The 13,026-nt window shown below is 45.1% G+C and carries 7 protein-coding genes, 3 tRNA genes and 3 rRNA genes; 6 read left to right on the top strand and 7 right to left on the bottom strand.

Annotated features, from left to right (window positions below; genetic code table 11):
- Positions 1–29 precede the first annotated feature (29 nt).
- The 6 genes from J6836_RS12495 to J6836_RS12470 all read left to right on the top strand — a co-directional run bounded on the left by J6836_RS12495 (position 30) and on the right by J6836_RS12470 (position 5,456).
- A 16S ribosomal RNA gene (locus tag J6836_RS12495) occupies positions 30–1,570 on the top strand.
- A 66-nt stretch (positions 1,571–1,636) separates the two neighbouring features.
- Positions 1,637–1,713 (top strand) — tRNA-Ile (locus tag J6836_RS12490).
- Positions 1,714–1,852: 139 nt separating this feature from the next.
- Positions 1,853–1,928, top strand: a tRNA-Ala gene (locus J6836_RS12485).
- A gap of 222 nt (positions 1,929–2,150) precedes the next feature.
- Positions 2,151–5,059, top strand: a 23S ribosomal RNA gene (locus J6836_RS12480).
- Positions 5,060–5,201: 142 nt separating this feature from the next.
- Positions 5,202–5,317 (top strand): 5S ribosomal RNA (gene rrf / locus J6836_RS12475).
- The 16S, 23S and 5S rRNA genes sit together here with 3 tRNA genes alongside, the layout of an rRNA operon.
- A gap of 62 nt (positions 5,318–5,379) precedes the next feature.
- Positions 5,380–5,456: transfer RNA gene (locus tag J6836_RS12470), tRNA-Asp, on the top strand.
- Between the two features lie 432 nt (positions 5,457–5,888).
- Here J6836_RS12470 and J6836_RS12465 read toward each other — a convergent pair.
- The 7 genes from J6836_RS12465 to J6836_RS12435 all read right to left on the bottom strand — a co-directional run bounded on the left by J6836_RS12465 (position 5,889) and on the right by J6836_RS12435 (position 12,896).
- Positions 5,889–6,599 (bottom strand): ArsR/SmtB family transcription factor, encoded by a 711-nt coding sequence (locus J6836_RS12465; protein WP_219244360.1) that lies wholly within the window; start codon positions 6,597–6,599, stop codon positions 5,889–5,891.
- Positions 6,580–6,984, bottom strand: a complete 405-nt coding sequence (locus tag J6836_RS12460) for an amino acid-binding protein (protein ID WP_219244359.1) — start codon at positions 6,982–6,984, stop codon at positions 6,580–6,582. The genes J6836_RS12465 and J6836_RS12460 overlap by 20 nt, the downstream gene beginning before the upstream one ends.
- Positions 6,977–7,300 carry an antibiotic biosynthesis monooxygenase family protein gene (locus J6836_RS12455; protein WP_219244358.1) on the bottom strand — a complete coding sequence of 108 codons (324 nt, stop codon included), beginning with the start codon at positions 7,298–7,300 and terminating at the stop codon, positions 6,977–6,979. Before J6836_RS12455 ends, J6836_RS12460 begins: the two co-directional genes overlap by 8 nt.
- 108 nt (positions 7,301–7,408) lie before the next feature.
- A complete protein-coding gene (locus J6836_RS12450) occupies positions 7,409–7,741 on the bottom strand; it encodes a YfiM family lipoprotein (protein ID WP_255586224.1) in 333 nt (110 codons plus the stop codon).
- Between the two features lie 66 nt (positions 7,742–7,807).
- Entirely contained in the window at positions 7,808–9,163 is a 1,356-nt protein-coding gene (gene pssA / locus J6836_RS12445; protein ID WP_219249503.1) for a CDP-diacylglycerol--serine O-phosphatidyltransferase, read from the bottom strand.
- A gap of 159 nt (positions 9,164–9,322) precedes the next feature.
- Positions 9,323–11,968 (bottom strand): bifunctional acetate--CoA ligase family protein/GNAT family N-acetyltransferase, encoded by a 2,646-nt coding sequence (locus J6836_RS12440; RefSeq protein WP_282560533.1) that lies wholly within the window; start codon positions 11,966–11,968, stop codon positions 9,323–9,325.
- 226 nt (positions 11,969–12,194) lie between these two features.
- On the bottom strand, positions 12,195–12,896 hold the full coding sequence (locus J6836_RS12435; protein WP_219244356.1) for a tRNA-uridine aminocarboxypropyltransferase: 702 nt from the start codon (positions 12,894–12,896) through the stop codon (positions 12,195–12,197).
- Positions 12,897–13,026 lie beyond the last annotated feature (130 nt).

The raw sequence follows: 13,026 nt of genomic DNA, 5'->3' as shown, positions 1-13,026 counted from the left end.
AGTAAACATTCTTTGAGCATCAAGCTTTTTAATTGAAGAGTTTGATCATGGCTCAGATTGAACGCTGGCGGCAGGCCTAACACATGCAAGTCGAGCGGTAACAGGGGAAGCTTGCTTCTCGCTGACGAGCGGCGGACGGGTGAGTAATGTATGGGGATCTGCCCGATAGAGGGGGATAACTACTGGAAACGGTGGCTAATACCGCATAATCTCTCAGGAGCAAAGCAGGGGAACTTCGGTCCTTGCGCTATCGGATGAACCCATATGGGATTAGCTAGTAGGTGAGGTAATGGCTCACCTAGGCGACGATCCCTAGCTGGTCTGAGAGGATGATCAGCCACACTGGGACTGAGACACGGCCCAGACTCCTACGGGAGGCAGCAGTGGGGAATATTGCACAATGGGCGCAAGCCTGATGCAGCCATGCCGCGTGTATGAAGAAGGCCCTAGGGTTGTAAAGTACTTTCAGTCGGGAGGAAGGCGTTGATGCTAATATCATCAACGATTGACGTTACCGACAGAAGAAGCACCGGCTAACTCCGTGCCAGCAGCCGCGGTAATACGGAGGGTGCAAGCGTTAATCGGAATTACTGGGCGTAAAGCGCACGCAGGCGGTTAATTAAGTTAGATGTGAAATCCCCGGGCTTAACCTGGGAATGGCATCTAAAACTGGTTAGCTAGAGTCTTGTAGAGGGGGGTAGAATTCCATGTGTAGCGGTGAAATGCGTAGAGATGTGGAGGAATACCGGTGGCGAAGGCGGCCCCCTGGACAAAGACTGACGCTCAGGTGCGAAAGCGTGGGGAGCAAACAGGATTAGATACCCTGGTAGTCCACGCTGTAAACGATGTCGATTTGAAGGTTGTTCCCTTGAGGAGTGGCTTTCGGAGCTAACGCGTTAAATCGACCGCCTGGGGAGTACGGCCGCAAGGTTAAAACTCAAATGAATTGACGGGGGCCCGCACAAGCGGTGGAGCATGTGGTTTAATTCGATGCAACGCGAAGAACCTTACCTACTCTTGACATCCAGAGAATTTAGCAGAGATGCTTTAGTGCCTTCGGGAACTCTGAGACAGGTGCTGCATGGCTGTCGTCAGCTCGTGTTGTGAAATGTTGGGTTAAGTCCCGCAACGAGCGCAACCCTTATCCTTTGTTGCCAGCACGTCATGGTGGGAACTCAAAGGAGACTGCCGGTGATAAACCGGAGGAAGGTGGGGATGACGTCAAGTCATCATGGCCCTTACGAGTAGGGCTACACACGTGCTACAATGGCGTATACAAAGAGAAGCGACCTCGCGAGAGCAAGCGGAACTCATAAAGTACGTCGTAGTCCGGATTGGAGTCTGCAACTCGACTCCATGAAGTCGGAATCGCTAGTAATCGTAGATCAGAATGCTACGGTGAATACGTTCCCGGGCCTTGTACACACCGCCCGTCACACCATGGGAGTGGGTTGCAAAAGAAGTAGGTAGCTTAACCTTCGGGAGGGCGCTTACCACTTTGTGATTCATGACTGGGGTGAAGTCGTAACAAGGTAACCGTAGGGGAACCTGCGGTTGGATCACCTCCTTACCATTGAAGTGTTTTTGTGAAGTGCTCACACAGATTGTCTGATGAAATTAAAGTAGCGGTATCGATAGGCTTGTAGCTCAGGTGGTTAGAGCGCACCCCTGATAAGGGTGAGGTCGGTGGTTCAAGTCCACTCAGGCCTACCACTTTTCTCTTATGCTGCGTTATGGCTCAGCTCGTTTACTTGTGTAAACTTCGCTAACCCACGCCTTGCCTAAGAAAAAAGACCTCCGAGTAAGAAAAAATCTTATCAGGAGATTAATCGATACCGAAAAAAACCTTTATGGGGCTATAGCTCAGCTGGGAGAGCGCCTGCCTTGCACGCAGGAGGTCAGCGGTTCGATCCCGCTTAGCTCCACCATAAATTTTCTGATTATTCAGAATAGATTAGTCAACTAGTCTATTGCGAATAATTATGCTCTTTAACAATCTGGAACAAGCTGAAAATTGAAAACAACGCACATTGTTTATCGCTTAAACAATGTGAGAGTCTCTCAAAAATCTCAACTTGAAGATGTTGTCAACAGACACGAAACCGTCGGGTTTTGCGTCGACCGACATAAAAGACACCTTCGGGTTGTGAGGTTAAGCGACTAAGCGTACACGGTGGATGCCTAGGCAATCAGAGGCGATGAAGGACGTGCTAATCTGCGAAAAGCGTCGGTAAGGTGATATGAACCGTTATAACCGACGATGTCCGAATGGGGAAACCCAGTGCAATTCGTTGCACTATCGTTTGATGAATACATAGTCAAACGAGGCGAACCGAGGGAACTGAAACATCTCAGTACCTCGAGGAAAAGAAATCAACCGAGATTCCCCTAGTAGCGGCGAGCGAACGGGGAGCAGCCCAGAGTCTTAATCAGCATTAGCATCAGGAGAACGGTCTGGAAAGGCCGGCAGTAAAGGGTGATAGCCCCGTATCCGAAGGTGTTAGTGTTGTGAACTCGACGAGTAGGGCGGGACACGTGTTATCCTGTCTGAATATGGGGGGACCATCCTCCAAGGCTAAATACTCCTGATTGACCGATAGTGAACCAGTACCGTGAGGGAAAGGCGAAAAGAACCCCGGCGAGGGGAGTGAAATAGAACCTGAAACCGTGTACGTACAAGCAGTGGGAGCCTTGATTTATCAGGGTGACTGCGTACCTTTTGTATAATGGGTCAGCGACTTATATTCTGTAGCAAGGTTAACCGTATAGGGGAGCCGTAGGGAAACCGAGTCTTAACTGGGCGAATGAGTTGCAGGGTATAGACCCGAAACCCGGTGATCTAGCCATGGGCAGGTTGAAGGTTGGGTAACACTAACTGGAGGACCGAACCGACTAATGTTGAAAAATTAGCGGATGACTTGTGGCTGGGGGTGAAAGGCCAATCAAACCGGGAGATAGCTGGTTCTCCCCGAAAGCTATTTAGGTAGCGCCTCGTGAACTCATCTTCGGGGGTAGAGCACTGTTTCGACTAGGGGGTCATCCCGACTTACCAACTCGATGCAAACTACGAATACCGAAGAATGTTATCACGGGAGACACACGGCGGGTGCTAACGTTCGTCGTGAAGAGGGAAACAACCCAGACCGCCAGCTAAGGTCCCAAAGTCATAGTTAAGTGGGAAACGAAGTGGGAAGGCTCAGACAGCCAGGATGTTGGCTTAGAAGCAGCCATCATTTAAAGAAAGCGTAATAGCTCACTGGTCGAGTCGGCCTGCGCGGAAGATGTAACGGGGCTAAACTATGCACCGAAGCTGCGGCAGCGATATTTAGATATTGTTGGGTAGGGGAGCGTTCTGTAAGCCTGTGAAGGTGTGCTGTGAGGCATGCTGGAGGTATCAGAAGTGCGAATGCTGACATAAGTAACGATAATGCGGGTGAAAAACCCGCACGCCGGAAGACCAAGGGTTCCTGTCCAACGTTAATCGGGGCAGGGTGAGTCGACCCCTAAGGCGAGGCAGAAATGCGTAGTCGATGGGAAACGGGTTAATATTCCCGTACTGGTGATAATTGCGATGGGGGGACGGAGAAGGTTAGGCTGGCCGGGCGACGGTTGTCCCGGTTTAAGGATGTAGGCAGGTGAATTAGGCAAATCCGGTTCACTATATGCTGAGGTCTGATGACGAGTCACTACGGTGGCGAAGTAGCTCATACCCCGCTTCCAGGAAAAGCCTCTAAGCTCTAGATTATCATTAATCGTACCCCAAACCGACACAGGTGGTCAGGTAGAGAATACTCAGGCGCTTGAGAGAACTCGGGTGAAGGAACTAGGCAAAATGGTGCCGTAACTTCGGGAGAAGGCACGCTGGCGCTAGGTGAAGTGGTTTACCCATGGAGCTGAAGCCAGTCGCAGATACCAGCTGGCTGCAACTGTTTATTAAAAACACAGCACTGTGCAAACACGAAAGTGGACGTATACGGTGTGACGCCTGCCCGGTGCTGGAAGGTTAATTGATGGGGTTATCCGTAAGGAGAAGCTCTTGATCGAAGCCCCAGTAAACGGCGGCCGTAACTATAACGGTCCTAAGGTAGCGAAATTCCTTGTCGGGTAAGTTCCGACCTGCACGAATGGCGTAATGATGGCCAGGCTGTCTCCACCCGAGACTCAGTGAAATTGAACTCGCTGTGAAGATGCAGTGTACCCGCGGCAAGACGGAAAGACCCCGTGAACCTTTACTATAGCTTGACACTGAACATTGAGCCTTGATGTGTAGGATAGGTGGGAGGCTTCGAAGCGTGGACGCCAGTCTGCGTGGAGCCAACCTTGAAATACCACCCTTTAATGTTTGATGTTCTAACGTTGCCCCGTTATCCGGGGTGCGGACAGTGTCTGGTGGGTAGTTTGACTGGGGCGGTCTCCTCCCAAAGAGTAACGGAGGAGCACGAAGGTTGGCTAAGCATGGTCGGACATCATGCGGTTAGTGCAAAGGCATAAGCCAGCTTGACTGCGAGAGTGACGGCTCGAGCAGGTACGAAAGTAGGTCTTAGTGATCCGGTGGTTCTGAATGGAAGGGCCATCGCTCAACGGATAAAAGGTACTCCGGGGATAACAGGCTGATACCGCCCAAGAGTTCATATCGACGGCGGTGTTTGGCACCTCGATGTCGGCTCATCACATCCTGGGGCTGAAGTAGGTCCCAAGGGTACGGCTGTTCGCCGTTTAAAGTGGTACGCGAGCTGGGTTTAGAACGTCGTGAGACAGTTCGGTCCCTATCTGCCGTGGGCGTTGGAAGATTGAAAGGGGCTGCTCCTAGTACGAGAGGACCGGAGTGGACGCACCACTGGTGTTCGGGTTGTCATGCCAATGGCATTGCCCGGTAGCTAAGTGCGGAAAAGATAACCGCTGAAAGCATCTAAGCGGGAAACTTGCCTTGAGATGAGTCTTCCCTGACCCTTTAAGGGTCCTAAAGGAACGTTTAAGACTAAGACGTTGATAGGTTGGGTGTGTAAGCGTAGCGATACGTTGAGCTAACCAATACTAATGAACCGTGAGGCTTAACCTGACAACACCGAAGGTGTTTTAGAGAGATTGAGTTGATTTTCAAAGAACGTGAGAAGCCGAAAGGCGAAGGACACACAGCTTGTTCAAGATTGAAGTTCTGGTTTAGTGAGAAATGATGCTAAACGGGAACGAAACCGAATTTGTCTGGCGGCAATAGCGCGGTGGTCCCACCTGACCCCATGCCGAACTCAGCAGTGAAACGCCGTAGCGCCGATGGTAGTGTGGGGTCTCCCCATGTGAGAGTAGGGAACTGCCAGACATTAAATTAAAGTCTTATTGTGAGTGATTCATGATAAGCAGCCGAAAGGCGAAAGAATAAGTGGAGCGGTAGTTCAGTTGGTTAGAATACCTGCCTGTCACGCAGGGGGGCGCGGGTTCGAGTCCCGTCCGTTCCGCCACTTATCGAAGCCCCGTGATGAAAATCACGGGGTTTTTGTTTATATGCCTATCTAAAATCCATTCTTAAATAGTTTTATGTTAGTCATTCTATATTACCTATCGCGCTTTTTTCAACGAACTAGTTGAATATATGAATATTCACTACTCATTTGAAATGGTGAGAATAGTTCACGTATTTAACTACTTAAGTGCTTTATTTGATCTCCCAGACTATCGCAATTATTACTTTGGGGAACCTACTTGCTGAGTACCGCTTGTTAAGTGTGAGTTGTCTTTTAATTAAATGAGTGGAATGCCAAGTAGGTGCAATAGCTCGTATAGTTATAAAGGTACATAAGAGGTATAAGACCGTAAATAATCAATCACTACTTGGTGTATTAGAGAAATGTGGCGAACAGTAGAAAATTATTTGTAGCCTCTAACGATGAACTTTATATAATTTCAATGTCAAAAATTCGTTTTAGGGCCTTTTTCCCACTTGGGGTAAACATCACCTCACGGTAGCCTGCTGTTTTTAATATCCATTCGTTTTGCTCAAAAGCGTGTAATAACGCAGCTCCAGCATTTCCACCTAAGTGCATACGCCTTTCACTCCAATCTAAGCAAGCACACGCCATTTTTCGTTTAGTGTGCATTGAAATATTGATATTAAGGTTGTTAAATTGCTCAATGCCAATAATAGATAATTTATTTTCTTTAGATGTAAACCAGCCATTTTTATCCATAAATTCATAGAGTTGAACTGCAACTTCGCCTGCTAAGTGATCATAGCAGGTGCGCGCTTTTCTCAGATGAACGGGGGTTGAGATTGGCGCTTTATATTCCAATTTCATGGAGACGCCCATCAGTGTTTCCAGCAGTTCTGCAATGTCTGAACCAGCGAGGCGGTAATAACGGTGTCTACCTTGAGATAAACAGCTAATTAAGTGGTTATTCAAAAGCTTTGTCAGGTGAGCACTGGTTGTTGAAGGCGCAATATTTGCTGCAGCACTTAACTCAGTAGCTGTCCATGCTCTACCATCCATTAGTGCGCAGAGAATACTGACCCTAGAGGGGTCAGCAATCGCAGAAGCAACCTTTGAAATAGATTTCTCTAAGTGCTTATTTTCATCAATGGGTTGGCTAATTTTGTTTTTTATCATTAGGGATATCCCATTTTTTAGTTACTTCTAAGGCGAACTCATTGTTATCAGTTATGAGTATTAGCCTGTTATGATGATCACTGTATTGAATCAGGATATTAATTTTATGGTCTGCTAAGCACTGTGCTATAGCACCAAGTTCACCAGGCCGCTCTTGCTTTAATTTACGAATAACGGGCTGTGAAATGCTTTCCACTTGTATGCCTGCTTTTGTCAGTGCCTGTTGAGCTTCTTCAGGTTGAGTGATTAAGAAGTGCGCATGACTTTTTCCGTCGATAGAAAAGACTCCGCCACCTTCTAAGCCGACGCCATGTTGGCCTAAAGTTGTCGCCAGTAATGCTAATGTACCTGCTTGGTTTTCAAGAATAACATGAATATCATACATTATGGTTATTCTCCTTATCGAAGGAGTAATCCCTTATGGTTTCTGCAACTCGGATACGGTAATGAGAGAAAACGGAGTTTTTCCCTTCACTTTGCGCATTTTGATGCATGAAATGACGTTTCCATTCCATAATAGCGGCTTCATTTTCCCACCAAGAAAGCGATAAAATTTTTCCTTCGGTGGTGATACTTTGAAAACGCTCAACCGAAATAAAACCCTCAATATTCATTAGTTCAGATTTTAGCTTCGTGGCAAGCTCAAAATAACGCGTTTTTTGTTCGGTAATTGGAATAGCTTCAAAGATCACGGCAATCATAAAATTCTCCTTAATGTAGAAAGCATAACTATAAGCTTTTCATTAAGTAATACTTCGATAGTGGACGAAGTATTGAAGTAAATAGAAGGGGGGTATTGAGAATAAGGTTTACTTGAGGGATTGGTATAGACTATAGCCAGCAACTGAGCCAGCAACATCATAAGCAAAGTCGTGCCAGCTCCAGCCGGTTCCTTCAGGGCGGCTATCATAAAGCTCTTTTGCAGCGCCAAGTGAAATAGAAAATAACAGACCAAATTGAGCTGCATGTCGATGGGACATATTTTGCCTGTCTGCATAGGCATTACCTGCTGCAGCCATGGCTGCGGAAAATGCAAAGTGCTGTGCTTTATCTTTACCTTTCCAGTTATCATTAGACCAATGAAAACCACTACACCCTGTTGTTATTAACATCAGTGAGCTAATAATTAATGTTTTCATCATATTAGGTTTCATTCATTGGTTACCAGAATTGAAAAGCGCCACTTTAAAGTGACGCTTTATTTTAACCTATAAGATCCGACTGATCAGCCGATCAACACGTATGCGTCGCAGCCTACGAATTAATTTTTTCACTTTAACAGGGTAAATTTGAATGCTATCTAGCTCCCTGTAGTGATTAACGACTTTAGTATGGGTGCGGATGCATTCCAATTCGTGATGGCGTTGCTCTTGAAGCTGTTGTTTAGGATCATGAATTAAAACTGCGTTTTCCAGATCTAAGCCCCATGCGCGTGGATTTAAGTTATTACCCGTGATCAGTTGCCACTGATCATCGACCCACATGCCTTTTAAGTGATAAGTATTGTCACCGTCTTTCCAAAGCCTAACTGTCAACTGTTTGCTATCAATAAAGCGCTGTAAGCGACTAACAAAGCGGCGTAAGTTGATTTCGTACAGATAAGGAAGTGCGCCAATAATTTTGAAAGGCTCTTCTGGTGGAATATAAAAATCGTTAGCGGTTTTATCCCCAATAATAATTTCTACATGTTTGCCATCACGTAGTAATCGACTGATGATCCGCACTAATACCGCTGGAAGGTTAAAGTATGGCGTACAAATAGTCAGCTTATCACTGGTTGACCCCATTAAATGGGTGATCACTCGGTTGAGATCGTTTTTCTTACCTAAGCCAACAAAAGGTGTGACAGATAATTCATCATTAGATGCATTACCTGTAAATTGGTAAGAAGATCCTCGCAGTCCTAAACGGAATTGTTTTATTAGGTGCTTAAATTCAGCTGTTTTAGGGCGCGTTTCTGTATTTAGACGATGAATAGCATCAGTAGGTAATAGTGAATCATCAATGAATTTTCGCATTGATGCCGCTAGCTGGCTATTTTTAATAAGGTGATATCGGTCATAACGATATTTTTCATGTCGTTGTAAATACACATCATTGATGCTTGCTCCACTATACAGTAGCGTGTCATCAAAAAGGAAACCTTTCAGGTGCAAGACACCTAAAGCTTCCCGAGTATTGACTGGGATGCCATAAATTGGAATTTCAACATCTGGATACTGTTGTGAGACATCGTAGTACCAATCTGCATTAGTTGCATTTGCCGCAGCACCAATACGCCCTCTTTGAGCTCGATGCCAGTCGACGAGAATTTTGATATCTAATGATGTATTAGCTTGTTTTGCCGCATACAGCGCATGAAGAATGTCTTTACCTGCATCATCTTTCTCTAAATACAAAGCCGTAATGTAGATAGTATTTTTAGCGAGAGAAATTTGTTTAAGCAGTTCATCACGAAAATCTTCTGTCTTATATAGCGTTTTGACATCAGCAACATCTTGAGACAGTTTGGGTAAACTTACCAAATATTGTTGATGTTTTGCTTGTTTTAATTTTGACAACATCACAGTGTGAATTTTCTCTTATTAGTCCAATAGCAAATCGCTTTGCGCACATTTTTAAGCGAATGATCTATGGATGATAGCATATTTAGTCAAAGCATTTAGAATAAATTGCATATCTGTTTAATTTCCATGCAGGTTATGCTGTGCATCCCTGCATTGTTAAAGGTGAAGAGTGAGGTTCACAACGCCATCTTCAAATTGTACTTCAACTTCAAACCCTAATTTTTTTGCTAAGCTGATCATATTGCGATTTTCAGGCATGGTGATAGCGGTTAATTTTTTGATGCCATGGCTGCGGGTATAGTTAAGCAGTTTTTGCATAAGCTGATAGCCCAGCGTTTGCCCTTTCATATCGGAACGCACCAAAACAGCAAATTCAGCCTCTTGATTATCTGGGTCTGCCATTGCACGAACAACACCAATAATTTCAGGGATTGTGCCTTGGTTTTTCACTGCGACAAACGCCATTTCACGGTCGTAATCAATTTGTGTCATATTGGCGAGGTCGTCATGAGTAAACTCACTGATCTCACTAAAATACCGATAATAGAGATCTTCTTTTGTGACCTGTTCGATAAAAGACTTCAATAGTGGCTCATCTTCCGGAAGTATTGGACGCAATAAGCAGCTTAAATCATCTTTTAAATGAATAGTTTCTTCTAATTCGCTTGGATAAGGGCGAATAGCGAGTCTCGAGGTTGTTGCGTTCTCACTTGAGCTGAGTGTCATGGAGACATCCAGCAAGGTAAATTCATCGCCAGAGGCTAATAGCGGGTGTATATCTAAGCGTGTAATATTTGGGCAATCGATGATTAGGTTTGAAACTCTCACTAATAAACTTGAGAGACCTAAGATATTCAGTGGTTCTAATGCGCTGCGCGATTTAATTTTATAGCCTTTGATTGCGTTAATAACAAGGTAACGTGCGAGTGCCATATTTAATGGGGGTAAGGCAACAGCGGCTTGGCTTTCTTGCTGCCACTCAATCCCCCCTTCACCTAGCATGATCAATGGCCCAAATACGGGGTCTAGTTCCACAGCAATACGTAATTCTTGTGCTCCTGCACGGTTTGCCATGCTTTGCACTAATAAACCTTCAATGCGAGCGTTCGGAAAGTTGGTAGAGACACGTTCGATAATTGCTTTTGCGGCATCTTCAACCTCTTTTGCGTTTCTCAGATACAGCATGACACCTTGAACTTCCGATTTATGCACGATATCGGGTGAACGCAGCTTTAAAGCAACGGGATAACCAATTTTTTCAGCAATTTCAATTGCTTCCTCACTTGAGTGAGCAATCCAAGTTGGTAAGCTATGTAGCCCATATGCTTTTAAAATAGGCTGCACTTCATGAGTATCTAAATGCAAGTTATTGTTTTTCAATGCTTGCTGAATATATTCATGTGCTTGCTGTGTATTGGCAGTAATTCCCACAGGAAGTGCTGGCGTCTCTTTTAACTGTTTTTGGTTGCGGCGGTATTCCACCATGTGCATATAGGCAGTAATTGCCCCTTCAGGGGTGCGATAAGTTGGGATACCCGCTTCACTAAACAAGCGGCGTGATTCTTGAGAAGAATATTCACCACACCAATTAGTTAGGATAGTAAGCCACTTCCCTCGAGGATGCTGCTTAATGGTTTTGATAATTTTTTCTGCCATGGATTTGCTTTCAGTGATCGCACTGGGGGTGTGGATCAGTAAAAGTGCGTCATGATCATGGCTATCGAGCATTTTGTTTAATACGTTAATATAGCGCTCTACCGTAGAATCATCGCCCAAATCAATCGGATTTTGTGTGGAGAGATCAAGTGGAAGCAGGGCGCTGAGTTCATTTTCGGTTTCAATACTGAGTTTAGCCAGTTTGCCATTACGTAGCAGAAGTTCATCTAGCGCCATGGCTGCGGGGGCGGCGCCATTGCTCATGATCGATAAACGTTCACCCCGTAATGGGGTCATATAACTTAATGTTTCAACAGCAGAAAACATTTCGTGGGTATCTTGCACTCGTAAAAGGCCTGCCCGTTGAATAGCGGCATCATAAGCGGCATCTAAGCTGGGTTTTTCCCCTAAAAGTTCTTGGGCTTTGCGTGTTCGACCACTTTTTATGACGAGAATAGGCTTATTGCGTGATGCACTGCGTGATGACGATAAAAAACGCCGCGCATCACTGATGTTTTCAAGGTAAAGCAAAATTGCACTGGTTTTGCTATCACGGGCTAGATAATCCAGCAAGTCGTCAATATCAATATCGATACTATCACCCAGAGCTATAAAGTAGGAAAAACCGATATCACGATGCCTTGCCCAATCAAGCACAGTATTAGAAACTGCCGCGGATTGGGAAATAAAAGCCAGTTTGCCTTTGAGTATTGGGATAGGTGAAAAGCTGGCATTTAACCCTTGCCATGGTGCTAAAAAACCTAAGCTATTAGGGCCTAAAAGGCGAATTTGATATTGTTGAGCCACCTTTTTTAATTCATTAAATTGAATAGAAGGGGATGATAATATAATCACAACTTTGCAGCCTGCTTCACCAAGTTGCTGTAAACAGCCAATATTTCGTGAATGATGTGTACAAATTACTGCAAGGTCAGGTTTAAGTGGAAGCTTATCAATAGAAGGGTAGGCCAGTACGCCCAAGACGGAACTACGATTTGGGTTAACAGGGAGAATTGGCCCTTTAAAGCCGCTGGTGAGAAGGTTTTTCATCATAACCGAACCTGCACGGCTCGGGTTTTCAGAGGCGCCAATGACCACGATTGATTTTGGCCTGAATAAAGATTCTAACTGACTCACTAAACCCATAAAGATAACCCTTCGCTTGGTGAACGGTATAATCGTTCAAGAGATAAAAAGAGGCGGAGTAATACTTATGAATACTATGCCCTATCTTTTATATTGCGCTAGTTTATCCTGCGGATTTAATTAATTTATACAAGCACCTTCACGTTTTATGATGACGTTTATCTGAAAGTGACTATTTTTTGGAACGGTTTACGAAAAAAAGCGTGAAAACAGCCTCTAAAAAGAGTTAGGGAGCCGCTGCGTTTAACACCATTTGTGCCACTGGATGATGGGGTTTTCCCTCAAGGTATTTTTGGCGAAATAGGCTAAAATGACTAAATAACTGCTGTGAGGCTTGGATATCACCAGCAAGCTCTAGCACAGTGGCGGCAACTTCTGCGGTGCAATGTTGTTCTTCACGGGATGGCGTGCGTAGCAGGTAGTCCGTGCGTGCTTTTGTGTTGATGGATAGCATTGGAATGTTATTGAGATACGGGCTCTTACGGAACATTTTGCGCGCTTCAGGCCAGGTCCCATCCAATAGAATAAATAAAGCTGGTTTATCAGAGATGCTAGGTTCATTCACAACAACACGATTTTCTTGCGCGTAGCTTTCAGGGAAAATGAGGTAAGGCTGGCGAGTATCATCCTGTAAGGCTGCTAAAAGCTGTGCATCAGGGTCAGTTCTTGACCACTGAAAAGCGAGCGTTTCGGGGAGGACATCTGCAATCAGTTTTCCTGTGTTGCTGGGTTTAAATACTTCGCCGTCAAACATGATTAAGCAAAATTGGCTTTTTGCTTGAGCAGACACCGTTTCTTGGCACAGGCATTGTGGAACAGGTAACAAGCAATATTGGCAGCGTTTTACACGACATCCCCTTGCTTTAAAAGGTTTTGTCGATAAAGCGAGGCGTTGCTGGCGGAGGTGATAAACGGCATTAGGTGTCATGTTTGATTACTGTTTTGCAGGCCATAAAATAAGCCGCATATTGTACGCAAAACGATTTCTATGCGATAGAGGTATATTCAATAACTTTTCAGTGAGATAATAGTGCGAATCGGTAGCGTAGCCTTGCAAC

This window comes from Providencia sp. R33 (genome assembly GCF_019343475.1).
Classification (GTDB): domain Bacteria; phylum Pseudomonadota; class Gammaproteobacteria; order Enterobacterales; family Enterobacteriaceae; genus Providencia.
This window is presented reverse-complemented; position numbering and strand designations above follow the sequence as displayed.